The following is a 24,026-nucleotide window of genomic DNA, read 5'->3' on the forward strand; positions in this document are numbered from 1 at the left end:
TTCAGTACTGCTTCGTTGCGTTCGGCGGCTCACCAGCCGCCGGTGCCGATCTCGGTGCGGGAGCTCAGGCCGTTGCCGGTGCCCTTGTAGAGGTAGAGCTTTCCGGTCTCGCCGGGCGCGGACTCCACCGCCGCCAGGTCGCCGATGCCGTCACCGGTGAAGTCCGCCCCCGCGTAGTCGGAGATGCCGTTCCAACCACCGGAACCGATCTCCACCCGGTCACCCACACCGTGGCCGGTGCCCGGGTACAGCCACAGCTTCCCCGTGGACGTCTCGGTCGCCACCAGGTCGTCCTTGCCGTCCTTGTTCATGTCACCAGGACTGACGATCTTGTTCATCCCGTTCCAACCACCGGACCCGATCTCCACCCGGTCACCCAGACCACGACCCGTCCCCGGGTACAGCCACAGCTTCCCGGTCGAGTTCTCACTCGCCACCAGGTCCTTCTTGCCGTCACCGTTGAAGTCACCCACCGCGGTGTTGTTCATCCCGTTCCAACCACCGGAACCGATCTCCACCCGGTCACCCACACCGTGGCCATTGCCCGGGTACAGCCACAGCTTCCCCGTCGACTTCTCCGTCCCGACCAGGTCGTCCCTGCCGTCACCGTTCAGGTCACCGACCGCCAGGTTGCTCATCCCGTTCCAACCACCGGAACCGATCTCCACCCGGCTGCCCAGCGTGCCCGACCCCGTCCCCGGGTACATCCACAGCTTCCCCGTCGACACCTCCACCGCCACCAGGTCCTTCTTGCCGTCACCGTTGAAGTCACCGGCCGTCAGATTCGTCATCCCCGGGTCGTTCACCGAGGCCTTGGCGGCGACGTCGACGTAGTTCCGGTCGATGTTGATCGAGGTGCCGCCGTACGACTCCGTGACGTCGCCGGCGTACTGGTGGACGCGCTGGTGGTTGGACCAGTACCCCGCCGGGATGTAACTGTCGTCGGTGTCCGCGGCGTTGTTCCAGTTCGCCGCCCATGCCACGTCGGGGCGGTCGAAGCCGGACGAGTTGTACACGGCGACCATGTCCTTGATCCCGCTCGACGAGGAACTGTAGACGCCGGAGCGGAAGTTGAGCTCGTGAAGTCGACTGGTCCAGCCCGACAGGTAGTTCAGCACGTTGGTGCGGTAGCCGGAGGAGTAGGCCTCCATGTCGACGTAGAGCACCGTGCCGCCGGTGAAGCCCAGGCCCTGGGCCAGGTTGACCGCGGCTTCCGCCGCCGCCCGGCCCTGGCCCTCGGCGTCCGAGGAGGAGATCCCCGCGGCCTGGGTGCCCGCGTAGATGGGCAGCAGGTGCCAGCCCGCACCGCTCTGCTGCGCGACCCACGACGCGGTGAGGTTGTTCTGCGCGCAGACCCGGGTCGGACCGCCGATGTAGATGCCCACGCCCCGGTAGGGCGAGGAGGCCCAGTCCGACATCGCGCCGGACGAAGGGGCGGCGCAGGCGTCGAACGCCTTGCCGGTGTAGCCGGTGCTCGGCGTCGCCGACGAGGCCTCCGACGCCGCGGCGGACGCGGCGGGCGCGGCCAGGGCGCCCGGTGCGGCCTTCGGTGACTGCGGCACCGGGACCGGGGCCGCGGTGGCGCCGCCCTCGATCGCCGCGGACGCGAGGATGCGCTGCACCGCGGCGGCGGACGAGGTGGCGTGGCTCGCCGTCACGTAGACGCCGGCGCCCTCGAAGGCCACCCGCGCCTCCTGGCCGACGCTGTCCGGCAGGGACGGGACGCCGCGTCCGGCGGGCACCGCGACGGTGGTGAGGTCGGCCCGCTCGGCGGCACCGGCGAAGGTCTCGACGACCAGCGCGTCCGCCTTCTCCCCGATCAGGTGGGTCGGGCAGTTCTGGTCCGCGCCGGGGTGGCCGAGGTAGACGGTGTTGCGGTCCAGCCGGACGCAGGTGCCGGGGGCCTGAGCCAGGTCGACCACCGACCAGCTCGACGGCACCTGGAGCGAAAGCCCTTGGTACGTAACGGTCTTGACGTTCTGGCCGGCAGCGGAAGGATCGGCGGCCGGCCCGGCGACGACGGGCTCGGCCGCCTGGGCGGCCGGGCTCAGCGGCAGGGCGGCGGTGAGGGCGCCGGCCGCCACGACGAGCGAGGCGACACCCCTCAGACGGTGGTGGTTCACGGATCTCTCCAAGCAGACGGGCACGGCGGAGCCGCCCGGGGACGGATCCGGGCAGGGCGGCACGCAGCGGGGGGAAGGCGAACGAGGGAAAGGTGGGCGGGCGGGGTGGGCCCGTACGGTGATGGCGGGCCCACCCCGGTTGCGGCGGCCGACCGGGCGAGGTCGGCGGAGCCCCTACGCGGTCTACCAGCCGCCGGTGCCGATCTCGGTGCGGGAGCTCAGGCCGTTGCCGGTGCCCTTGTAGAGGTAGAGCTTTCCGGTCTCGCCGGGCGCGGACTCCACCGCCGCCAGGTCGCCGATGCCGTCACCCGTGAAGTCCGCCCCCGCGTAGTCGGAGATCCCGTTCCAGCCACCGGAACCGATCTCCACCCGGTCACCCACACCGTGGCCGGTGCCCGGGTACAGCCACAGCTTCCCCGTGGACGTCTCGGTCGCCACCAGGTCGTCCTTGCCGTCCTTGTTCATGTCACCAGGACTGACGATCTTGTTCATCCCGTTCCAACCACCGGAACCGATCTCCACCCGGTCACCCAGACCACGACCCGTCCCCGGGTACAGCCACAGCTTCCCGGTCGAGTTCTCACTCGCCACCAGGTCCTTCTTGCCGTCACCGTTGAAGTCACCCACCGCGGTGTTGTTCATCCCGTTCCAACCACCGGAACCGATCTCCACCCGGTCACCCACACCACGACCCGTCCCCGGGTACAGCCACAGCTTCCCCGTCGACTTCTCCGTCCCGACCAGGTCGTCCCTGCCGTCACCGTTCAGGTCACCGACCGCCAGGTTGCTCATCCCGTTCCAACCACCGGAACCGATCTCCACCCGGCTGCCCAGCGTGCCCGACCCCGTCCCCGGGTACATCCACAGCTTCCCCGTCGACACCTCCACCGCCACCAGGTCCTTCTTGCCGTCACCGTTGAAGTCACCGGCCGTCAGATTCGTCATCCCCGGGTCCGACGGGCCGTCCTCGCGGATGGACTTGTTGCGGACCGGCACGAAGGTGCCGTAGCCGGAGTAGTACGGGTAGGGGATCTCGCGGTAGTGGACGCCACTGCCGGTGAACTCGTAGCCCATGTAGTGGTCGGAGTCGGTCCACTTCTCGAACAGCACCACGTGGCCGCTGGCCCCGCTGCTGTCGTTGAGCAGCGCGTCGCCCGGCTTGAGGTCGCCCTTGCTGATCCCCTCGGTGACGCCCTGCGGGCCGAAGGTGTCGGTGGTCAGCGAGTCGCCGAGCTTCCAGGCCATCGAGGCGTAGCCGGAGCAGTCGGTGCGGTAGCCGTTGTGCGAGCCGGTCCAGCTGTAGTCGAGGCCGATGCCGACCCAGGTCTTGGCGCGCTGGATCGCCTCGCTCCGGGTGACCGCGGGGGCCAGCACGGAGGCGGCGGCCGACGAGCCGTCAGCGGAGGGCGCCTGGAAGGCTCCTGCGCCCTTGCCGGCCCCGACCGGCTGGCCGGCGCCGCCGTACTCGCCGCCCGCGACGGCGCTGGCGGTCGTGGGGACGGGTTCGGCGGCGAACGCGGCGCCGCCCTGGACGAGCAGCCCGAGCGACAACGAGCCGGCCAGGCCGAGGGCGACGGCGGACGTGCGGAGATAGGCCTTGCGGGACATGAGAACTCCTGAAAAGGGCATTCGGAGGACCGGTGCGGCGAAGAGCGCCCGGATCACCGGAAGAGGGAGCGCCGGAGGAACTCCGGCGGGATGTGGACGGCCGTCAGCCGGCGACGGAGACGCGCCAGGACCGGAAGACCGGGGACCGCGAGAGGGCGGCGGAGCAGATGGCCAGCGAATGGGCGGGGGCGTCGTCGCCGCTTCCGCCACTGGTGAAGATGATGAGGTCGATGGAGTCCTGACGGGCTCTCGACTGGACGTGCTCCAGGCCGCCGCAGGGATCGGCGTGGGCCCAGAGCACGTCCTTGAGGACATGGGCGTCGGCCCCGGTGGGCGGACGCGGGTCGGGACTCGTCAGGGTGAGACGGACAATGTGCATCGGGCTCGGTCCGCGAGGCCGGCGCCGACGGCAGTGGTCACTTCTTGTCGTCCCAGCTGATGCTGCCCGGGTCGCCCAGGCCGGGCTTGCCGGTCCCGCTCGGGGTGGGCACGCCCGGGGTGGGCACGCCCGTGCCGGGGTCGCTCGCCGCGGACACGCCCGCCACGGTGACCGGTGCGGTGGCGGCGGCGGTGACGGCCGGCAGAGCGAGCGTGGCCACCACTGCCGCAGCCGCGAGAACACCGGAAACGCGAGCGGAGATCCGCATGGAGAACAACCCCCTGGTTGATGGTCGATCGGTTCGTCGAACGGGCGACGGCTGCTTCCCGTCTCCCACCGGCCCGGGGCTCGGCGCCCCTGCGGCTCGGTGATCCCTATCCTGCAAGCCCGACCGGCGCTCCGGAAGGCCTTTCCCGAGGCACCATCAGGCCTGGCACCATCGCGCCACCCCAGCCCCGGCTCTCCACCGCCGCCCCGGCGGCCCGGGCCCGCCACCGCCACCGCACCGGCCCCGCCGACGGTCCGTCAGTTCTCCTTGCACACACGTGTGCGAACTGTGAGAATCACGCGAGCGGCCTTGACGTTGCCGGGCCGCCCGCCGCGCCGCGACCAGGGGGAATCGTGCTCGAAGTACTGGGACTGGATCCGACGGCGGAAGCCGTCTACACCGCCCTGCTGGTCGAGCCCGGCTGCGGGGTCACCGACCTCTGCCGCCGGCTCGGCCTCTCCGAGACCGCCGTCAGGGAAGCCCTCGACCAACTCGCGGACCTGACGCTGCTGCGGCCCTCCCAGGAGGTGTCCGGCGCGCTGCGCCCGGTCAGCCCGGAGGTCGGCCTGGAGGCCGTCCTCCGCCGCCAGGAGGACGACCTCGCCCGCCGCCAGCAGGAGCTGGCCGCCAGCAAGGCGGCCGTGGCCCGGGCCGTCGCCGCCTTCGCGGACCTGGTGCCCAACACCGCCTCGGACGCCACCGAGCGCCTGGTCGGGATGGACGCGATCCAGGCCAAGCTCGAGACGCTGGCGCGCGGCCTCCGGGAGGAGTTCCTCGCCGCGATCTCGGGCGGGGCGCAGTCCCAGGCCAGCATGGACGCCGCCCGCCCGCTCGACCAGGACGCCCTGGAGCGCGGCGTCGCCATGCGGACGCTCTACCAGGACAGCGTCCGCAACGACCAGGCCACCCACACGTACGCCCAGTGGCTCACCGGGCTCGGCGGCCAGGTGCGGACGGCGCCCCTGCTGCCGCCCCGGCTGCTGGTCTTCGACCGGCGCACCGCCGTCGTCCCGATCGACCCGACGCGGACCAGGCTCGGGGCGCTCTGCACCAGCGAGCCCGGTCTGGTGGCCTCCCTGGTCGCCCTGTTCGAACAGGCCTGGTCCACCGCCGTACCGCTCGGCGCCGACCAGCCCACCCACCACGACACCGGCCTCACCCCGTCCGAACGCGACCTGCTCCGCCTGCTCGGGACGGGCCTGACCGACGAGGCCGCCGGCAAGCGGCTCGGCATCTCGCTGCGCACCGTGCGCCGCCAGATGTCCGCCCTGATGGAGCGGCTCGATGCCGCCAGTCGCTTCGAGGCCGGCCTCAAGGCGGCGCAGCGCGGCTGGCTGTAGCCGCGCCCGGCCGCGCCCCGCAGGCCGACCGACCGCGCCCCGCAGCCCGGCCGAGCGACAGCCCAGCCGACCGGCCGCGTCCCGGCTGCGGATGTCAGTACCCGGGTGCAGACTCGCAGGTGGCCGGGGAGGGGGCGTCCGCGCGCCCGACGGAACCGCCCCGGTCACTCTCCGTCGAAGGGGCACCACCTCATGCTCACCACCGACTTCCCCATCGGCTCGCCCTGCTGGATCGACCTGGGCAGCCCGGACATCCGGGCCACGGCCGGGTTCTACGGCAAGGTGTTCGGCTGGACGTTCCAGGAGGTCCCCGACACGGGCGGTTACGGGTTCCTCCAGTCGGGCGGAAGGACCGTCGGCGCGCTCGGCAACCTCGAGGCGGACGCCCGGTCCGCCTGGACGACGTACTTCCGCACCGCCGACGTGGACGCGACGGTCAAGGCGGCCGAGCAGTCCGGTGCCACGGTCCGGGTCCCGCCGATGGACGTCATGCAGGAGGGCCGGTTCGCCGCGCTGACCGATCCGCAGGGCGCCGAGTTCGCGGTCTGGCAGGCCGGGAACACGGTCGGCCTGGACGCCGTGTCCGAGGACAACACGCTGGTCTGGTCCGAGCTGCACACCAAGGACCAGGACGGCGGCTTCTCCTTCTACCACGGCCTGTTCGGCTGGCGGGTGGAGAACTTCGAGCCGTCCCCGGGGATGAACTACCGGGTGATCTCCACCGCCGAGGGCGACCAGCAGCAGACGAGCTTCGGCGGCATCGCCCCGACCATGCAGCCGGACCAGCCGTCCGCCTGGACGCCGTACTTCGCCGCCAACGACGTGGACGCGCTGATCGTCAAGGCGACGGCGGCCGGCGGCACCGTGCTGATGCCGGCCGCGGACGTGGAGAACGTCGGCCGGATCGCCTGGCTGGCGGACCCGAACGGCGCCCCGTTCGCCCTGATCAAGGGCGAACCGCGCGAGTCGTGAACACGCGCGGGTCATGAACGACCGCGCGAGTCGTGACCATGCGTGAGGGCCCGCCGCACACCGGCGACGGGCCCTCCCGCACGACAGAACAAGGTCACCGCACCGGGTGCCCGGCCTCCCGCAGCGCGTTCTTGACCTCGCCGATCCGCAGGTCCCCGAAGTGGAAGACGCTGGCCGCGAGGACGGCGTCCGCGCCCGCCTCGACGGCCGGGGCGAAGTCGGCGAGCTTGCCGGCGCCGCCGGAGGCGATGACCGGCACCGACACGGCCTTGCGCACGGCCCGGATCATCTCCAGGTCGTAGCCGTCCTTGGTGCCGTCGGCGTCCATCGAGTTGAGCAGGATCTCGCCCGCGCCCAGCTCGGCCGCCCGGCCGGCCCATTCGACGGCGTCCAGGCCGGTGCCCCGGCGCCCGCCGTGGGTGGTGACCTCGTAGCCCGAGGCGGTCTCCACGCCCTCGGCGCAGCGCCGGGCGTCGACCGACAGCACCAGCACCTGCCGCCCGAAGCGCTGGGCGATCTCGCGGATCAGTTCGGGCCGGGCGATGGCCGCGGTGTTGACCCCGACCTTGTCGGCGCCGGCCCGCAGCAGCTGGTTCACGTCGTCGACGGCGCGGATGCCGCCGCCGACGGTGAGCGGGATGAACACCTGCTCGGCGGTGCGGCGGACCACGTCGTAGGTGGTCTCGCGGTCGCCGGAGGAGGCGGTGATGTCGAGGAAGGTCAGCTCGTCGGCGCCTTCGGCGTCGTACAGCTTGGCCATCTCGACCGGGTCGCCGGCGTCGCGCAGGTTCTGGAAGTTGACGCCCTTGACCACCCGCCCGGCGTCCACGTCCAGGCAGGGGATGACACGTACGGCGAGGGTCACGGCTGCTTGCCTTCCAGGGCTTCCAGGGTCATTGCCAGCCCGGTGCGGTACGCGTCGAGTTCGACCTCGACCATCATCCGGGAGTCGATCAGCCCGTCGACCACCACCATGGTGGCCACCGGGCGTGCGGCGTCGAAGAGTTGGCGGTGGGCGCGGCCCACCTCCTCGGCGTCGCGGGCGTGGGTGATGTACATCCGGGTGCGGACCACGTCGTCCGCGGTCAGACCGTACGCGGCCAGGGCCGAGAGCCCGACGCCGAACGCGGCGAGGGTCTGCCGGTACGGGTCGCCCTCGTGCTCGATCCGGCCGTCCACCCAGGCGGTGGACCCGGCGACGTGCACGTGGTCGCCCGCGGCGACCGCCCGGGAGTAGCCGAACTCCTCCTCCCAGGGGGAGAAGCCCGTCACCCGGCCGCGTACGATCCGACCTTCGGTCATCCGGAAACCGCCTCCAGGGCCTCTTCGAGGGTGAACTTCTGCTCGTAGAGTGCCTTGCCCACGATGGCGCCCTCGACACCCAGGTCGACCAGACCGGCGATGGCGCGCAGGTCGTCGAGGGAGGAGACGCCGCCGGAGGCGACGACGGGGCGGTCGGTGGCGCCGCAGACGTCGCGCAGCAGCTGGAGGTTGGGGCCGGTGAGGGTGCCGTCGCGGTTGACGTCGGTGACGACGTAGCGGGTGCAGCCCTCGGCGTTCAGCCGCTCCAGGACGTCGAAGAGCTGGCCGCCGTCGCGGGTCCAGCCGCGGCCGCGCAGGGTGGTGCCGACCACGTCCAGGCCGACGGCGATCTTGTCGCCGTGCTCGGCGATGGCCTTGGCGACCCACTCGGGGGCCTCCAGGGCAGCGGTGCCGAGGTTGACCCGGGTGCAGCCGGTGGCGAGGGCGCGGGCGAGCGACTCGTCGTCGCGGATGCCGCCGGACAGCTCGACCTTGATGTCCAGCTGTCCGGTGACCTCGCGCAGCAGCTCGTAGTTGGTGCCGGTGCCGAAGGCGGCGTCCAGGTCGACCAGGTGGAGCCACTCGGCGCCGGCGTTCTGCCAGGCGAGGGCGGCGGCCAGCGGCTCGCCGAAGGAGGTCTCGGTGCCGGAGGCGCCCTTGACCAGGCGGACGGCCTGGCCGTCGCGGACGTCGACGGCGGGCAGCAGCTCAAGGCTCATCAGTAACAACTCTCAGACGTTCAGAGGGTGTTGACCCAGTTGGTCAGCAGGGCGGCGCCGGCGTCGCCGGACTTCTCGGGGTGGAACTGGGTGGCCCAGAGCGGGCCGTTCTCGATCGCGGCGACGAACGGCTGCCCGTGCGTGGCCCAGGTGACCAGCGGCGGGTTGATCCGCGCGCTGTGGGTCTCCAGCTCCCAGTGCCGTACGCCGTAGGAGTGCACGAAGTAGAAGCGGGTCTCCGGGTCGAGGCCGGCGAACATCCGGCTGCCCTCGGGCACGTCCACCGTGTTCCAGCCCATGTGCGGCACGACCGGGGCGTCCAGCGGCTCGACGGTGCCGGGCCACTCGTCGCAGCCGGGCGTCTCCACCCCGTGCTCGACGCCCTTCTCGAAGAGGATCTGCATGCCCACGCAGATGCCCATGACCGGGCGGCCCCCGGCGAGCCGGCGGCCGATGATCCAGTCCCCGCGGACGGACCTGAGGCCGCGCATGCAGGCCTCGAAGGCACCCACGCCGGGGACGAGCAGGCCGTCCGCGGCCATCGCGGTGTCGTAGTCGGAGCTGACCGTGACGTTCGCCCCGGTCCGCTCCAGGGCGCGCTGCGCGGAGCGGAGGTTGCCGGAGCCGTAGTCGAGGACGACGACGTTCTTGCCCATGTTCAGGTGTCCAGTCTCTCTGCTACGGGTGTTACAGGCGCATGAGGCCGGAGCCCAGGCACATCACGGCCCCGATGGCCAGCACCAGGATGACGCCCTTCGGCAGCTTCTGCTTCCAGAAGGAGATCACCCCGCCCGCCAGGAAGAGGCCGACGAAGAGGAGGATCGTCGCGGTCTTGTTCACAGCGCACCCTTGGTCGAGGGAAGGATTCCGGCCGCGCGCTGGTCCCGCTCGGCGGCGTAGCGCAGCGCCCGGGCCAGTGCCTTGAACTGGCACTCCACGATGTGGTGCGCGTTGCGCCCGTACGGGACGTGCACGTGCAGCGCGATCTGCGCCTGGGCCACGAAGGACTCCAGGATGTGCCGGGTCATCGTGGTGTCGTAGCTGCCGATCATCGGCGCCATGCCCTCGGGCTCGGTGTGCACCAGGTAGGGCCGGCCGGAGAGGTCGACGGTGACCTGGGCGAGCGACTCGTCCAGCGGCACCGTGCAGTTGCCGAAGCGGTAGATGCCGACCTTGTCGCCGAGCGCCTGCTTGAAGGCGGCGCCGAGCGCGAGGGCGGTGTCCTCGATGGTGTGGTGGGTGTCGATGTGCAGGTCGCCGTCGGTCTTGACGGTGAGGTCGAACAGACCGTGGCGGCCGAGCTGGTCGAGCATGTGGTCGTAGAAGCCGACGCCGGTGGAGATGTCGGTCTTGCCGGTTCCGTCGAGGTCTATCTCGACCAGGACGGAGGTCTCCTTGGTGGTGCGCTCGACGCGTCCGATGCGGGACATGAGGGGTTACAGCTCCTTGATCACATTACGGACGGCGTCCAGGAAGGCGTCGTTCTCGGCGGGCGTGCCGGCGGTGACGCGCAGCCACCCGGGGACCCCGTTGTCACGGACCAGGACACCCCGGTCGAGGATGGCCCGCCACACGGCGTGGGTGTCGGCGAAGCGGCCGAACTGGACGAAGTTGGCGTCCGAGTCGGTCACCTCCAGGCCCATCGCGCGCAGCGCGTCCACCAGCCGGTCACGCTCCTGCTTGAGCCGGCCGACGTACCCCAGCAGGGTGTCGGTGTGCTCCAGGCAGGCCAGCGCGGTGGCCTGGGTGACGGCCGACAGGTGGTACGGCAGCCGGACCAGCTGGACGGCGTCGACCACGGCCGGGTCGGCGGCCAGGTAGCCGAGGCGCAGCCCGGCGGCGCCGAAGGCCTTGGACATGGTGCGGCTGACCACCAGGTTGGGGCGGCCCTCGACCAGCGGCAGCAGCGAGGCGCGGTGCGAGAACTCGACGTACGCCTCGTCCACGACCACCAGGCTGGGCCGGGCGGCCTGCGCGGCCTCGTACAGCCGCAGGACGGTCTCCGCCCCGACGGCCGTCCCGGTCGGGTTGTTCGGCGAGCAGATGAACACCACGTTCGGCCGGTGCTCGGCGATCGCCGCGAGGGCGGCGTCCACGTCGATGGTGAAGTCGCCGTTGCGGGGGCCGGAGATCCAGGCGGTGCCGGTGCCCCGGGAGATCAGCGCGTGCATCGAGTAGGAGGGCTCGAAGCCGAGCGCGGTGCGGCCGGGGCCGCCGAAGGTCTGCAGCAGCTGCTGGAGGACTTCGTTGGAGCCGTTGGCGGCCCACACCTGCTCGCGGGTGACCGGGAAGCCGGTGGTGCGGGTCAGGTACCCGGCGAGGCCCTCGCGCAGCTCGACCGCGTCCCGGTCGGGGTAGCGGTTGAGGTTGCGGGCGGCCTCGGCGACGCGCTCGGCGATCCGGGCCACCAGCTCCTCGGGCAGCGGGTACGGGTTCTCGTTGGTGTTCAGCTGGACGGGGACGTCCAACTGCGGTGCGCCGTACGGGGACTGGCCGCGCAGCTCGTCCCGGATGGGCAGGTCGTCGATACGGGTCGTACGGATGGTCACGTGCCCGGCACCGTCCAGTCGAAGCGAGCCTTGATGGCGTCGCCGTGACCGGGGAGGTCCTCGGCGTCCGCCAGGTTGACCACGTGCGCGGCGACGTCCGCCAGCGCCTGCCGGTCGTACTCGACGACCTGGACGCCGCGCAGGAAGGTCTGCACCGACAGTCCGGAGGAGTGGCAGGCGCAGCCGCCGGTCGGCAGCACGTGGTTGGAGCCGGCCGCGTAGTCGCCCAGCGAGACCGGGGTCCAGCGGCCGATGAAGATCGCACCGGCGTTGACGACCTTCGCCGCCACCGCGTGCGGGTCGCGGGTCTGGATCTCCAGGTGCTCGGCCGCGTAGGCGTTGACCACGGCGAGGCCCTGCTCCAGGTCGTCGACCAGGATGATGCCGGACTGGCGGCCGCCGAGCGCCTCGGCGACCCGCTCGCCGTGCTTGGTCCGGCCGACCTGGGTGACCAGCTCGACCTCGACCGCGTCTGCCAGCTCAAGCGAGTCGGTGACCAGCACCGAGCCGGAGGTGGGGCCGTGCTCGGCCTGGCTGATCAGGTCGGCGGCGACGTCGCTCGGCAGCGCGCTGTCGTCGGCGAGGACGGCGATCTCGGTCGGGCCGGCCTCGGAGTCGATGCCGATCCGGCCGGCGAACAGCCGCTTGGCCGCCGCCACGTAGATGTTGCCGGGGCCGGTGACCATGTTGACCGGGGCGCACTCCTCGGTGCCCAGGGCGAACATCGCGACCGCCTGGGCGCCGCCGACGGAGTAGACCTCGTCCACGCCGAGCAGCGCGCAGGCCGCCAGGATGGTCGGGTGCACGCGGCCCCCGAACTCCTTCTGCGGCGGCGAGGTCACCGCGATGCCCCGGACGCCCGCCTCCTGGGCCGGCACCACGTTCATCACCACGGAGGACGGGTAGACCGCCAGCCCGCCCGGCACGTACAGGCCGACCCGCTCGACCGGCACCCAGCGCTGGGTGACCGTGCCGCCCGGTACCACCTGGGTGGTGTGCCCGGTGCGGCGCTGGTCGGCGTGCACGGCCCGGGCGCGGCGGATCGACTCCTCCAGCGCGGCCCGCACCTTCGGGTCCAGCGTCTCCAGGGCCTCGGCCAGCTGCTCGGCGGGCACCCGGGTGGACTCCAGCCGGACGCCGTCGAAGCGCTCGGTGATCTCGATCAGCGCCGCGACCCCGCGATGGCGTACGTCCTCGGCGATCGGCCGCACCTTCTCCAGGGCGGCCGCCACGTCGAACTCGGCACGGGGCAGCAGGTCACGCGGGTCGTCCAGCGAGCCGCGGAGGTCGATTCGAGAGATCACGCCACCCAGTGTAAGGAGTGGCCGGAACGGGTGGTCCCGCATTTCAGTCCGTGATACGAAAGGCGAGACGACCGGGGGGACGGGGAAACGATGGCGGAGAGTGCTCCGGAGAGCTGGACCGACACCGAACGGGAGCTCTGGGAGGCCTTCCGCGAGGGCGAGGTCTTCGACCTCCGGTGTGGCCGGACCGACATCGACGACCCCTTCGGGGACACCGTCTGGGGCCCCGAACGCACGGTGAGCGCCGAGGTCCTCGCCCACCTCCTGCTGGCCGGCCCGCGGCCCACCGCCGGGCGGGTCGCCTCGCTGCGGATGAGCGGGGTGTACGTCACCGGCGCGCTCAACCTGGCCGGCGGCCACATCGACCGGTACGTCGAACTGCGCGGCTGCCGCTTCGAGCACAAGATCCTCATCTCGGAGGCCTCGGCCACCACCCTGCGGATGGTCGACTGCCTGATCCCCCGGCTGGAGGCCTCCCGGCTCGCCACCACCGGCGACGTCCACCTGGCCCGCTGCCGGATCCCCGACGGCATCCGGCTCACCGACGCCAAGATCGGCACCGACCTGCTGCTCAACCTGGCCGTCATCGGCGGCGACCGCTACGGCCGCGCGGTGTCCGCCGACGGGATCACCGTCCACCAGGACTTCGAGGCCGAACGCCTGGAGACCCGGGGCGAGTTGAGCGTCCGAACGGCCCGAATAGGCGGCCGCCTCTCGCTCCGCGGCGCCCAGCTGCACGCCGACCCGCAGAACCGGGTCTGCCTCAACGCCGTCCGGCTCAACGTCGGCCACACCCTCTACCTGACCAGCTCGGCCGACGGCGGCTGGTTCGGCTCCCGCAGCTACTACGGCTCCGGCTACGGCCAGAGCCCCCCGCCCGACGCGCCCAGCACCCCGTTCCGCGCCTACGGCCAGGTGCGGCTCTCGGACGCCCGCTTCGACGCCGCCTGCCTGATCTCCGGAGAGTTCCACCTGGAGGGTGACGACGAGCTCTCGCTGCGCCGCATCCACACCCCCGAACTCCGGTTCACCTGCAAGATCCGGCCCACCGGCACCGTCTCCCTCTCCCGCGCCCGGGTCGGCAACCTGGTCGACACCCCGGACGCCTGGCCGCTCGGCAAGCACCTGCGGCTGACCGGCTTCGTCTACGAAAACCTCCGCCCGGTCGGACAGTTCACCGTCCAGCAGCGGATCGCCTGGCTGGAGGGCTCGACGGTCGAGTTCCAGCCGGAGTCCTACGAGCAGCTCGCCACCGCGCTGCGCCGCGACGGCGCCGACGACGACGCCCGCGAAGTGCTCTACGCCAAGCAGCGCCGCCGCCGGGAGACCCTGCCACTGCCCGCCCGGGGCTGGGGCCTGGTCCAGGACGTCACCGTCGGTTACGGCTACCGCCCCGGCCGCGCCGGCCTGTGGCTCCTGCTCGCCTGGGCCCTCGGCAGCATCTGGTTCGCCACCCACCCGCTGGACCCGCTCAAGGCCGACGAGAAGCCGCACTGGAACCCGGTGCTCTACACCCTCGACCGGCTGCTGCCCATCGTCGACCTCAACCAGGGCGCCTGGAACCCCGGCGAGGCCTCCCAGTGGATCTCCGCCGGCCTCGTCGTCGTCGGCTGGCTCCTCGCCTCCACCGTCGTCACCGGCGCCACCCGCCTCCTCCAACGCGGCTGACCCCGGCCTCCGCACCACCCCGACAACCGGGTCACGGCCTTCCGGGCTCCAGGCCGGCGCCCCCGCTGCCATCCTGCGACCCCGCCGTTCCGATGGCCCGCCGCCAACCACGCGTCACTTCACCCTCGCCACCCCGTCGCCGCTCCGGCAAGGCCGAGGCAGCGACGACTTCTGCATAGGAAGTCGTCCAAACCGACTCCCTATACAGGAGACGAGAAGGCCTCGAAATCTCGCATCGGGGATCAACCGTCCCGCTCGACGCCTCGATGACCACCCATGCCGACGGTCGGCTCCGGCCATGCACGACCAAGAAGCGCGGCCTGGACCGGCAGCCGCGCACGCGCACCGGGACGTCTCCCCTCAGGTGTGACGGTCCAACCGGGCTCTCCAGGCAGGCGCTAGTGCTGTGACCGCAAAGGTTCGCGGGGTTGCCTGGCAGGATCTCCCCATGCTGGATGAGAAGCTCGATGCGCTTGCGCAGATGATGGCAGAACACATGGCCAGGCCGTTCCCGCCCGGCTTCCGCGGCCTGGACATCGAGGGTCGAAACATGGTGATGCTCGACTCGGACGCCTATGCCTACGCGGCCTGCGTCTACGAAGACCTGCTCAGCGAGCAGGCCCACGCGCGCCTGACGCGGCTGACGTCGGCGTTCGGGAAGGTCCTTCCGGCGATCGACGACGAGTACGCGGCCAAGTACTACACGCATCTGCACAACATGGTCGTGCTGTCTGCCGAGATCGAGAGCCAGCGCAAGAAGCACTCCCCGCCAGGGGTGCAGCAAACCCGGTGAACCTTTGCGGCCAGAGCACTAGCGTGGACCGGACGACGTCCGCGAACAGAGGAAGCGCCCCGTGACGCAGCGCAGCAGCGAGCCGTTCCGGCTGATCGTGACCGGAGGCGGCACCGGCGGTCACACGTACCCGGCCCTGACCGCGGTCCGGACCCTCCAGGCTCGGCTCGCCGCGGCAAGCCGCGCGCTGGAGGTGCTGTGGGTCGGCGTCGACGGTGGCTTGGAGAACCGCGTCGCCGCCAGCGAGGGCATCCCCTTTCGCGCGGTCGCGACGGGCAAGGTCCGGCGCTCGTCCAACCCCCTCAAGCTCGTGTCGCCCGCGAACGTGCGCGACATGAGCCGCGTCCCGCTCGGCGTGGCCCAGGCCCGCGCGATCGTCGCCGACTTCAGGCCGGACGTCGTCCTCGCCACCGGCGGGTACGTGGCGGTGCCGGTCGGTATGGCGGCGAAGATGTGCCGCAGGCCGCTGGTCGTTCACGAGCAGACTGTGCGGCTCGGGCTGGCGAACCGGTCGCTCGCGCGCGCGGCCACCAGGTTCGCGGTCTCCTCGGAGGCCACCCTCGAACTTCTGCCGGAGTCGGTGCGCGGCACCACGGTGGTGACGGGCAACCCGGTCCGGCCCGAGGTGCTGGCCGGCCACGCCCGGAAGGCGGTCGACGCGCTCGGCCTGCACTCCTTCGCCTCCGGGCTGCCGACCGTGTACGTGACCGGCGGCGCCCAGGGCTCGCAGCAGATCAACGAACTGGTGCGGGACACCCTTCCGTGGCTCCTCTCGCGGGCGAACGTGATCCATCAGTGCGGGCCCGCGAACCTCGACGCCCTCAGCGCGACGGTGCACACCCTGTCGCCGGACCTGGCCGCCCGCTACCACCTGACCGGCTATGTCGGCCCCGAGCTCCCCGACGTACTGGCGCTGGCCGACGTCGTCCTGTCCCGCAGCGGCGCCGGAACGATCGCCGAGCTCACCGCCCTGGGCAAGGCCGCCGTGCTCGTGCCGCTCGCGACGTCGGCCGGCAACGAGCAGGCCCAGAACGCGATGCACCTGCAGCAGCGACGCGCAGCGGTGGCGCTGACCGGAGAGGTCGACGCCACCATGCTGCAAGGCGCGATCGGACCGCTCCTCGCCGACCCCGGGCTGCGGGGACAGATCGCCGACCAGGCCCGGCAGCTGGGCCGCCCCGACGCCGCCGAGCGCCTGGTCGACGTGCTGCTGTCCGCCGCCTCCGCCGGGCCATCAGGTCGGCGACGCCCGGTCGCCCGCTTCGGCACCGCCAAAGCAGGCGACGGAATTTCTGCATAGGAAGTCGGCCAGGCCGACTTCCCGCACAGAACAAGGGAGGACGGCAGAAATATCGGACGCGGTGGGAAACCGGCCCTCCCGGACAAGCAGGACCATGCTCAGATCGGACGCGGTGAGCTCGGGGCCCTCCAGGAAACTGCGGACGGCCGGGCGGCCGTGGAGCCGACCAGTGGTGGCGTGTGCGGCGGCGTGCTGAGTGGTGGTCATCTCGTCCTCTCGATCCATGGTGCGCGGCGCCAGCAGGGAGTGCTGCACAGGAAGTCGGCAGGGTCGACTTCTGGTGCTTAGGCGGTGGTGGCGGCATGGGTGGCCGCACGACTGCGGCAGTGGGTGAGGGCGGTTCTGATGCGGGGGTCGGGGGCGGGTTCGGCGATGAGGAGTTCGCCGGCCTCGACGAGGGTGGTCCAGTAGCGGGCGGGGTCGCCGGTGCGGGGCAGGGGGTAAACGGCGGCGAGGGAGAGGTAGGCGGCGCGCGCGGCGGGCAGGGGCTTGTGGGTGCGGCGGGCGAGGATCGCGTAGGCCTCGGCGGGGGTGTGGCCCCGGTCGATGGCGTGCCGGGCGAGGGCGGGGAGCGGAGGCAGCATCAGGGGCGCGCTTTCAGACGGTGAGGAGGGAAGGGGCGATCAGGGCCCAGACGAACTTGCCGATCCCGCCCGCCCGGGGGCAGCAACCCCAGCGCTCGGCCAGCTCGTTGACGAGGAACAGCCCACGCCCGTCCTCGTCGCACGGGGTGGCGGAACGGACGGAGGGCCGACCGGCCCCGGCATCGTGGACCTCGATCCGCAGACGGCCGTTGGCAACGGCGAACCGGACCTCGATCAGGCAGTCGTCGGGCGCACCGGAGTGCTGGACGGCATTCGCGAAGAGCTCCCCGAGGAGCAGCTCACCGACGTCGCGGTAGCGGTCGCCGAAGGGCAGGCCCGCAAGATACGCACGGAGCAAGTACCGCGCCAGGGAGGTGGATTCGACCCGGGAGTCGAGGCGAGCGGCGAACGCACGGGAACGACAGGAGGCGAGCATGGGTGTACCTCAGGGGCAGGCAGGGCCAAAGGCGCCACTGCTGGTGATTGACCGATGACGAACAGTCAACCTTCCTGCCCCATCGTCGGCTATGGTCGAGCCGAGTCGGGAAGTTGAAACCCTTGAAACCTGACCGCAAGGGGGAACTGTCGTGCGATCCGACCGTGAACCGAACCGCAAGCTGGCGTCGCTGATGACCGAAGCCGCCTGGGGCAACGGCGAGTTGGCGCGAGCGGTCAATCGGACCGGCACAGAGATCGGACAACGGCTCACGTACGACGCCTCGGCCGTTTCACACTGGCTCGGCGGCACTTCACCGGCCGCGAAGGCCCTGCCGGTGGTCCTGGAGGCACTGGCACGGAGGCTCAAGCGGCCGATCACCGCCGTCGAAGCGGGATTTCGAAACATGCCTACCACCGTTGACGAGTCGACGGATACGGTGTCAGGGCTGATCGATCTGGGGAGCCTCGATATGGACCCATCCCGGCGCGGAGTTCTCACAGCCAGTCTGTACTCGGTGGCTCTCACCATCCCGGGCTGGCCTGACCTGGTGGGCCGCTTCGAGAAGTTGCGGACCACCCCACACCTGCGGATCGGCATGGCCGAGGTCCGGTCGGTCGCCGCCATGACCGAGCGGATCAGCGACCTGGACGACCAGTTCGGTGGCCGGATGGCCCGACCGATGGCCGCTTCGTTCCTGGTCAACACGATCGCCCCGTACCTCCAGGCGGATGCCACCGAGCACGTCCGCGAGGCGATGCTCTCGGCTGCGGCCGACCACTGCTACCTGACCGGCTACATGGCGATGGACGAGCGTCACGACGCCCTGGCTCAGCGCTACTACATGAAGGCCCTGGAGCTGGCCGGGCACGCGGGCGACCACCTCACGTACTGCACCACCCTGCGCGGCATGAGTGTTCAGGCTGTCGACCTCGGCCACGGCAGTAGCGCCCTGCGACTCGCAGACGCCGCATCGGCCGCCTCCCCGCAGGCCGGCCCCCGCATGAGGGCCTTCCTCGCGGGCCAGCAGGCGCATGCCCTCGCCCAGACCGGCGACCGCGCCGGTGCACTCGCCATGCTCCGCGAAGCCGAGGTCGCCATGGAGCAGGCCGAGTCCAAGGCCAAGGCCCACGGCTCCTACGACCCCGCCTCGCTCTCGTACCACGTCGCCCAGGTCAACTACGAGCTCGGGAACCGAGACGGAGCGATCCGCGCGCTCCAGCACTCCGAGAAGGTCCGGCCCGCCGTGTACCGCCGGGCCCGCGTACGCCACGGTTCGATGCTCGCCGAATGGCAGCTAGAAGCCGGCCGGCTGGAGGAAGCGGTCCAGAACTGGAACCGCGCCCTGGACGACTACCCGGCCGTCCAGTCCGGCCGGGCCGACGACCGCTTCCGCGCGATGCTCGCCGCAACTCGACCGCACCGTCGCAACCCTCACGTGCGCGAACTCCTCGAACGCGCCCGCCCCATGGCGACCGGCCGCCGGATCTGACTGCGATTTCCCCAATGCTTCGCACTCAGCGTAGTGATTGTGCTACGTTCCGCATCATCAACAGAACATAGAAGACCCCGGCGGTGCTGGAACACCCCGGGGTCCGGCACAGGAGCAGCAACTCCCAATGCAGATTCATCGTAACGCCCATGCGCGCTGTTTCACCGTACTTCCGAACGGCCTCCTCCAGGACCGTCGCCTCAGCTACACCGCCCGAGGCCTCCTCTCGGACCTCCTCTCCCGCCCCGACGGTTGGCGCGAGGACGGGCGGCACATGGCCGACAGCAGCCCGCAGGGGCGCGGCGCCGTCCGCCGGGCGCTCAACGAGCTCAAGGAAGCCGGGTACTACCGGGTCGAGACGGTCCGGATGCCCGACGGCACCCTCCGCACCGACGTGCACGTGTACGACACCCCGCAGCAACCGGCGTCACCGAGTAACCGCTTCTCGGACCCCGGTGAGCCCGAGACCGGTCCGCCTGACAGCCCTGTAGTAAAGAACCCGGGAGAAGTACCCACCCTCCCCGCCCAGTTGACGCGCACGGACGAGCAGACCCGCAGGGCGGTAGCCGCACTCTTCCGCGCCATCCGCCCCGAACCCCGCCTGCGCCTCGGCGAGGCCGAGGCGCAGCAGCTGGCACCCCTCGTCGTCCAGTGGCTGGAACGCGGCAGCACGGCAGCCGAGTTGGCCCACGCCCTGCTCCCCGGCCTGCCCTCGCCGCTGCACTCCCCGGTGGCGATCCTGCGCGACCGCCTCCAACGCAAGCTGCCACCCGTCCGAGCACCTCAGGCCGCACCCGCGGAGTGCGCCAGGTGCCACGACCCGGTGCCCCGGCCCGGCATCTGCCGCCCGTGCGCAGGCCTCGGCACCAGAACCCCCGAGATCGGCACCAGCGCCACCGCCACACCCAGCGGCGCCGCCCGTGCCCGCGCGGCCCTGCGCGGGCACGGACTGCCTGCCGTAGCGTGAATGCGGCCCGCAGCCATGGAGCAGGCTCTCAGGTCTCAGCTCTCAGGTCTCAGGCGGTCGGGTGGTCGGGTGAAGGTGAGGGAGCACTCCGCTGGACCCGTCCGCGAGGTCCTTCGCTCGACCCGCTGATCGGGGTCGGGGGGATAACCGCGCGACATGGTGGGGCCCGGGGGAACTACGCTGTCCGCCGTGACAGAACGGCTGCCGCTCTTCCCGCTGAACACCGTGCTCTACCCGGGCCTGGTGCTGCCCCTGAACGTCTTCGAGGAGCGCTACCGCCGGCTCGTCGCCGATCTGCTCGAACAGCCCGAGGACGAGCCGCGTCGCTTCGGGGTGCTCGCCATCAAGGACGGCCGCGAGGTCGCCCCGGTCCGGCCCGCCGAGGACGGCCCGGCCGGGCCGCTCGACGGCCTGGGCACCGCCACCGGGGACCCGCTGGAGGCGGTGTACCACATCGGCTGCGTCGCCGACGTCTCCTCCGCCCAGCCCCAGCCCGACGGCCGCTACGAGCTGCTGGTCACCGGCACCACCCGGTTCCGGCTCAGCTCGGTCGACGTCACCGGCCCGTACCTGACGGGTGAGATCGAGCCGGTGGAGGAGCTTCCCGGCGAGGGCTCGGGCGCCCTCGCCGCCGAGGTCGAGCGGGCCTTCCGGGTCTACCAGAAGCGCTTGGCGGGCGCCCGCGAGGCCAGCACCCACGGCCGCCAGCAGCTGCCCGACGACCCCCAGGTGCTCTCCTACCTGGTCGCCGCCGCCTCGGTCTTCGAGACCCCGGTCAAGCAGCGGCTGCTCGCCTGCCCCGACACCGCCCAGCGGCTGCGCACCGAACTCGACCTGCTGCGCCGCGAGAGCGCGGTGCTCAGCTGGCTGCCCTCGCTGCCCGCGGTCGACCTGACCCGCCAGTCGTTCAGCCCCAACTGACCGCCCCCACCGACCCGAGGCACCCGCGCATGGCCAAGAAGCCGAAGAAGGGCGGCCAGGGCACGCCCGCCACCGTCGCCCTGGAGACCGCCGCCGTCCCGTACACAGTCCACGCCTACGAGCACGACCCGGCCGCGGCCTCCTACGGCGGCGAGGCCGCCGAGGCCCTGGGCGTGGCCGCCGAGCGGGTCTTCAAGACCCTGGTCGCCGACGTGGACGGCACCCTCACCGTCGGCGTCGTCCCGGTCGCCGGCCAGCTCGATCTCAAGGCCCTGGCCACGGCCGTCGGCGGCAAGCGCGCCGCGATGGCCGACCCGGCCGCCGCCGAACGCAGCAGCGGCTATGTCCTCGGCGGTATCTCCCCGCTCGGCCAGCGCCGCCCGCTGCGCACCGTGGTCGACGCCAGCGCCCTGACCCACCCCACCGTCTACGTGTCGGCGGGCCGCCGCGGCCTCGAAGTGGAACTGGCCCCCGCCGACCTCATCGCCCTCACCCGCGCCCACACCGCCCCGATCGCCCGCTGAGAAGCAGAGACCCCGCACCCCGGAAGGGGCGCGGGGACCTGCGCGAGGCGGGGAGGCTGCGACCGGTACCCAGCCCGTCGCCCCTCCGCCCCGCTCAAGGGCTCAGCCCTGCCGCCGGTCCTCCGGCGCCGGAGCGGCGTCCACCGGGGCGACCGGCCCGGCGTCCACCGGAGCCACCTCCGCAGGGGGCCCCGCAGGGTCCCCGTACGACCCGGCCGGCACCCCCCAGTACGGCGGCGGGTCCTCCTCCCGCTTCCCGAACGCCGCCGACAGCGCCAGCAGCACCACCATCGCCGCCATCGGCCACACCAGCAGCGCGCCCAGCGCGCCCAGGTCGATGCTCGCGTCGAAGTGCCCGCCGTTGCCGACCCGCCGGGCCTCGCCGATCAGGTTGTCACTCGGCCCGAGCCAGCGGCCGAGCTTCCAGGCCCCGTACGAGCCGAGCAGTCCGCCGATCGCCAGCCCCAGCGCGACCGAGATCCCGCCGCCGCGCTTGCGGGTCACCAGGAAGGCCCCGAGCGCGGTGAGGATGCCGGCGCCCAGCCCGATCAGCACGAACACCGCGTCGGCGCCGGCCCGCTGTTCGCCCTCGGGGTCGACGTAGAGGATCCGGTCGCCGTCCACGACCAGCGGCACCTTGGGCGCCAGCCAGGCCCACAGCCCGGCCATCGCCAGTCCGGCCAGCAGGCACACCAGCACCACCCCGGCGCCGATCCGCAGCTCGTCCGGCACCCGGTGCCCGGTCGCGGGCGGCGCGGCGGGCAGCCCGGCGGGCGGCTCCTGGTCGGAGGCCGGCGGCGGTGCGAACGGGTCGGGTACGGCTCCCGGCTCGGCCGGCACGTCGGCGCGGGCGGGTTCCGGAGGTGTGTTCGGTACGGTCACGGGTCCCATCGTTTCACGACGTCCGTCCGAACGGCCGCACCGCCCACCGCACCGCCGGCCCGGCAAGATCCGGAAGGCGGGCCCTACCGCGCGACGGCCCGCCGGTACGCCCAGGTGGCCAGGGCCAGCGACACCACGCCCACCCCCGCGCACACCCCGAGGTCGGCGAGCACCATCCCCCAGTCCGGGTCCGGCGCGAAGGTCCGCGCGAACGCCTCCACCCCGTACGTCGACGGCAGCAGGTCGCGCAGCCACAGCACCGGCTGCGGCAGGTGGTCGACCGGCAGCACCCCGAGCAGCAGCGCCGCCGACATGCCGAGCTGCCCGAGCATCGTCGCGATCTCCTGTCGCGGCGCCAGCAGCCCGCAGGCCGCGCCCAGCCCGGCGAGCGCCGCCCCGGCGAGCGGCACCACGGCGAGCAGCACCCACAGCTGCCCGAGCGGCAGCCCGAACATCACCGCGCCGATGCCAGCCGTGACGAGCGTGCCGGGGAGCGTGAACGAGGCGTACGCGGCGGCCGCGCCGAGCACCACCGAGGCGGCCGGGACGGGCAGCGTCGCGTAGTGGTCGAGGCCGCCGGTGGCGCGGAGCTTCCCGAAGTACTGGGCCAGCAGGTTGAGCGCGACGAACGCCACCACCAGCACGCTGGACCCGGCGACCACCGACCGCGCCGCCGAGGTCTGCCCGCCGTCCACGACGCCCCGCATCATCACCAGGATGCCGACGGACTGGAAGGTGGCCACGAACAGCAGCGGGATCCGCGCGACCTTCGCCCGGGTGAGCTGCGCCCGGTACACCGCGGCCAGGGCCGGCAGCAGCCGGGCGGCGGGGGCGAGCGGGGCGGCGCCGGCCGTGGACCGGCCGGTCTGCGGGGGCACCGAGAGCAGCGTCACTTGGCCAGTCCTCCGTGGCGGCCGCCCAGCTTGAGGTAGGCGTCCTCAAGGCTCGGGGTGGCGAGGGTGAAGTCGTCGAGGGCGGCGAAGGCCGGGCCGGTGGTGACGGCGGCGACCAGCTCGCGGGCCTGCTCGGGGGTGGTGCGGACGGTCCAGCGGCGCCCGGTGCGTTCGGCGCGCGCGGCCAGTTCGGCGACGGCGGGGACGCCGATCGGCGCCTCGTCCCGCCAGACCAGGTCGAGCCGGACGTCGCCGTCCACCAGGGCCTTGAGCCCGCCGGGCGTGTCGCAGGCGATCACCCGGCCCTCGTCGATCACGGCGACCCGGTCGAGGACGGTCTCCGCCTCGATCACGTTGTGGGTGACCAGCAGCACCGTCGTCCCGTGCTCGGCCCGCCGCCGGTCGACGGCCGACCAGACGGCCCGCCGGGCGACCGGGTCCATGCCGGTGGTGGGTTCGTCCAGGACGAGCAGCGGCCGCTCCCCCACCAGGGTGGCCGCGAAGCAGGCGAGCCGCCGCTGCCCGCCGGACAGCTTGGCGAGCGGGCGGCCGGCGATCGGCTCCAGTCCGAGTTCGGTGAGGACGTCCGCGGCCGCGCCGCGGGCGGCCGCGCGCGAGAGCCCGCGCAGCCGTCCGGTGGTCTCGGCGGCCAGCGCGACGGTCAGCTCGTCCAGCGCGGTGGATTCCTGTCCGAGGTAGCCGAGCAGCCGGGCGGCCCGCTCCGGGTGCCGCACGATGTCGTGCCCGAGCAGTTCGACGGTGCCGGAGTCCGGCCGCAGCAGGCCGGTGAGCTGGCGGACGAGGGTGGACTTCCCGGCGCCGTTGGGTCCGAGCAGCCCGAAGACCTCGCCCTCGCGGACGGTCAGGCTGATCCCGTCGTTGGCCCGGATCTCGGTGGCGGCGGCGCCGCGCCCGGTGCGGTAGGTCCGGACCAGTTCGCGTACGGCGACGCACGGCGCGGGGGTGTCCTGGGGTGCTCGCCCGGCCGTCTCTTCCACGACC

General features: G+C 72.3%; 26 protein-coding genes. 9 read left to right on the top strand and 17 right to left on the bottom strand.

Features of this window, described 5'->3' with window-relative positions:
* Positions 1–29: 29 nt before the first annotated feature.
* From ACZ58X_RS21315 to ACZ58X_RS21330, 4 genes are all read right to left on the bottom strand, one after another.
* Positions 30–2,123: a glycoside hydrolase domain-containing protein gene (locus tag ACZ58X_RS21315; RefSeq protein ID WP_470335176.1), complete on the bottom strand. Its 2,094-nt coding sequence runs from the start codon at positions 2,121–2,123 to the stop codon at positions 30–32.
* A 183-nt stretch (positions 2,124–2,306) separates the two neighbouring features.
* Positions 2,307–3,731, bottom strand: a complete 1,425-nt coding sequence (locus ACZ58X_RS21320; protein WP_470335177.1) for a C40 family peptidase — start codon at positions 3,729–3,731, stop codon at positions 2,307–2,309.
* Positions 3,732–3,834: 103 nt separating this feature from the next.
* Complete coding sequence (locus ACZ58X_RS21325; protein WP_470335178.1) at positions 3,835–4,110, bottom strand: hypothetical protein; 276 nt, start codon at positions 4,108–4,110, stop codon at positions 3,835–3,837.
* Positions 4,111–4,147: 37 nt separating this feature from the next.
* Positions 4,148–4,330 carry a hypothetical protein gene (locus tag ACZ58X_RS21330; RefSeq protein WP_470335179.1) on the bottom strand — a complete coding sequence of 61 codons (183 nt, stop codon included), beginning with the start codon at positions 4,328–4,330 and terminating at the stop codon, positions 4,148–4,150.
* 401 nt (positions 4,331–4,731) lie between these two features.
* Between ACZ58X_RS21330 and ACZ58X_RS21335 the strand changes: the two genes are divergently transcribed.
* Together ACZ58X_RS21335 and ACZ58X_RS21340 are read left to right on the top strand one after the other, a co-directional pair.
* On the top strand, positions 4,732–5,718 hold the full coding sequence (locus tag ACZ58X_RS21335) for a LuxR C-terminal-related transcriptional regulator (RefSeq protein ID WP_470335180.1): 987 nt from the start codon (positions 4,732–4,734) through the stop codon (positions 5,716–5,718).
* 192 nt (positions 5,719–5,910) lie between these two features.
* Entirely contained in the window at positions 5,911–6,690 is a 780-nt protein-coding gene (locus ACZ58X_RS21340) for a VOC family protein (RefSeq protein WP_470335181.1), read from the top strand.
* A gap of 94 nt (positions 6,691–6,784) precedes the next feature.
* Here ACZ58X_RS21340 and hisF read toward each other — a convergent pair whose 3' ends face one another.
* Genes hisF through hisD form a run of 8 tightly spaced genes read right to left on the bottom strand, consistent with a single transcriptional unit; the run spans position 6,785 to position 12,564 of the window.
* Entirely contained in the window at positions 6,785–7,555 is a 771-nt protein-coding gene (gene hisF / locus ACZ58X_RS21345; RefSeq protein WP_360245216.1) for an imidazole glycerol phosphate synthase subunit HisF, read from the bottom strand.
* On the bottom strand, positions 7,552–7,992 hold the full coding sequence (locus ACZ58X_RS21350; RefSeq protein ID WP_470335182.1) for a RidA family protein: 441 nt from the start codon (positions 7,990–7,992) through the stop codon (positions 7,552–7,554). Before ACZ58X_RS21350 ends, hisF begins: the two co-directional genes overlap by 4 nt.
* Positions 7,989–8,714 (bottom strand): bifunctional 1-(5-phosphoribosyl)-5-((5-phosphoribosylamino)methylideneamino)imidazole-4-carboxamide isomerase/phosphoribosylanthranilate isomerase PriA, encoded by a 726-nt coding sequence (priA, locus tag ACZ58X_RS21355; protein WP_375893442.1) that lies wholly within the window; start codon positions 8,712–8,714, stop codon positions 7,989–7,991. The genes ACZ58X_RS21350 and priA overlap by 4 nt, the downstream gene beginning before the upstream one ends.
* A gap of 17 nt (positions 8,715–8,731) precedes the next feature.
* The gene (hisH, locus tag ACZ58X_RS21360) at positions 8,732–9,367 is read right to left on the bottom strand and encodes an imidazole glycerol phosphate synthase subunit HisH (protein ID WP_470335183.1); all 636 of its coding nucleotides are present in this window, start codon (positions 9,365–9,367) and stop codon (positions 8,732–8,734) included.
* Between the two features lie 31 nt (positions 9,368–9,398).
* Positions 9,399–9,551 (bottom strand): hypothetical protein, encoded by a 153-nt coding sequence (locus ACZ58X_RS21365; protein WP_188302392.1) that lies wholly within the window; start codon positions 9,549–9,551, stop codon positions 9,399–9,401.
* Positions 9,548–10,141, bottom strand: coding sequence for an imidazoleglycerol-phosphate dehydratase HisB (gene hisB, locus ACZ58X_RS21370; protein ID WP_360245228.1), 594 nt, complete (start codon positions 10,139–10,141; stop codon positions 9,548–9,550). The genes ACZ58X_RS21365 and hisB overlap by 4 nt, the downstream gene beginning before the upstream one ends.
* Before the next feature lie 6 nt (positions 10,142–10,147).
* Positions 10,148–11,260 carry a histidinol-phosphate transaminase gene (locus ACZ58X_RS21375; protein WP_470335184.1) on the bottom strand — a complete coding sequence of 371 codons (1,113 nt, stop codon included), beginning with the start codon at positions 11,258–11,260 and terminating at the stop codon, positions 10,148–10,150.
* Positions 11,257–12,564: a histidinol dehydrogenase gene (gene hisD / locus ACZ58X_RS21380; protein WP_470335185.1), complete on the bottom strand. Its 1,308-nt coding sequence runs from the start codon at positions 12,562–12,564 to the stop codon at positions 11,257–11,259. Before hisD ends, ACZ58X_RS21375 begins: the two co-directional genes overlap by 4 nt.
* 90 nt (positions 12,565–12,654) lie before the next feature.
* Here hisD and ACZ58X_RS21385 point away from each other — a divergent pair, with 90 nt between their 5' ends.
* From ACZ58X_RS21385 to ACZ58X_RS21395, 3 genes are all read left to right on the top strand, one after another.
* Positions 12,655–14,232 (top strand): oxidoreductase, encoded by a 1,578-nt coding sequence (locus tag ACZ58X_RS21385; protein ID WP_470335186.1) that lies wholly within the window; start codon positions 12,655–12,657, stop codon positions 14,230–14,232.
* A 448-nt stretch (positions 14,233–14,680) separates the two neighbouring features.
* On the top strand, positions 14,681–15,025 hold the full coding sequence (locus ACZ58X_RS21390; protein WP_470335187.1) for a hypothetical protein: 345 nt from the start codon (positions 14,681–14,683) through the stop codon (positions 15,023–15,025).
* 61 nt (positions 15,026–15,086) lie between these two features.
* A complete protein-coding gene (locus tag ACZ58X_RS21395) occupies positions 15,087–16,325 on the top strand; it encodes a UDP-N-acetylglucosamine--N-acetylmuramyl-(pentapeptide) pyrophosphoryl-undecaprenol N-acetylglucosamine transferase (RefSeq protein WP_470335188.1) in 1,239 nt (412 codons plus the stop codon).
* Positions 16,326–16,609: 284 nt separating this feature from the next.
* Here the strand turns inward: ACZ58X_RS21395 and ACZ58X_RS21400 are convergent, their stop codons facing one another.
* Positions 16,610–16,909 carry a hypothetical protein gene (locus ACZ58X_RS21400; protein ID WP_470335189.1) on the bottom strand — a complete coding sequence of 100 codons (300 nt, stop codon included), beginning with the start codon at positions 16,907–16,909 and terminating at the stop codon, positions 16,610–16,612.
* A 13-nt stretch (positions 16,910–16,922) separates the two neighbouring features.
* On the bottom strand, positions 16,923–17,345 hold the full coding sequence (locus tag ACZ58X_RS21405; RefSeq protein WP_470335190.1) for an ATP-binding protein: 423 nt from the start codon (positions 17,343–17,345) through the stop codon (positions 16,923–16,925).
* Between the two features lie 193 nt (positions 17,346–17,538).
* Between ACZ58X_RS21405 and ACZ58X_RS21410 the strand changes: the two genes are divergently transcribed.
* The 4 genes from ACZ58X_RS21410 to ybaK all read left to right on the top strand — a co-directional run bounded on the left by ACZ58X_RS21410 (position 17,539) and on the right by ybaK (position 21,249).
* Complete coding sequence (locus ACZ58X_RS21410; RefSeq protein ID WP_470335311.1) at positions 17,539–18,837, top strand: tetratricopeptide repeat protein; 1,299 nt, start codon at positions 17,539–17,541, stop codon at positions 18,835–18,837.
* 127 nt (positions 18,838–18,964) lie between these two features.
* Positions 18,965–19,804: a hypothetical protein gene (locus ACZ58X_RS21415; RefSeq protein WP_470335191.1), complete on the top strand. Its 840-nt coding sequence runs from the start codon at positions 18,965–18,967 to the stop codon at positions 19,802–19,804.
* Between the two features lie 156 nt (positions 19,805–19,960).
* Entirely contained in the window at positions 19,961–20,725 is a 765-nt protein-coding gene (locus ACZ58X_RS21420; RefSeq protein WP_470335192.1) for an LON peptidase substrate-binding domain-containing protein, read from the top strand.
* A 29-nt stretch (positions 20,726–20,754) separates the two neighbouring features.
* The gene (gene ybaK / locus ACZ58X_RS21425; RefSeq protein ID WP_470335193.1) at positions 20,755–21,249 is read left to right on the top strand and encodes a Cys-tRNA(Pro) deacylase; all 495 of its coding nucleotides are present in this window, start codon (positions 20,755–20,757) and stop codon (positions 21,247–21,249) included.
* A gap of 102 nt (positions 21,250–21,351) precedes the next feature.
* Here the strand turns inward: ybaK and ACZ58X_RS21430 are convergent, their stop codons facing one another.
* The 3 genes from ACZ58X_RS21430 to ACZ58X_RS21440 form a co-directional block, all read right to left on the bottom strand.
* Entirely contained in the window at positions 21,352–22,131 is a 780-nt protein-coding gene (locus ACZ58X_RS21430) for a hypothetical protein (RefSeq protein ID WP_470335194.1), read from the bottom strand.
* An 83-nt stretch (positions 22,132–22,214) separates the two neighbouring features.
* A complete protein-coding gene (locus ACZ58X_RS21435; RefSeq protein ID WP_470335195.1) occupies positions 22,215–23,024 on the bottom strand; it encodes an ABC transporter permease in 810 nt (269 codons plus the stop codon).
* Complete coding sequence (locus ACZ58X_RS21440) at positions 23,021–24,022, bottom strand: ABC transporter ATP-binding protein (protein ID WP_470335196.1); 1,002 nt, start codon at positions 24,020–24,022, stop codon at positions 23,021–23,023. The genes ACZ58X_RS21435 and ACZ58X_RS21440 overlap by 4 nt, the downstream gene beginning before the upstream one ends.
* Between the last annotated feature and the right edge of the window lie 4 nt (positions 24,023–24,026).

The sequence above is a fragment of the Kitasatospora sp. NPDC040550 genome (genome assembly GCF_055594965.1).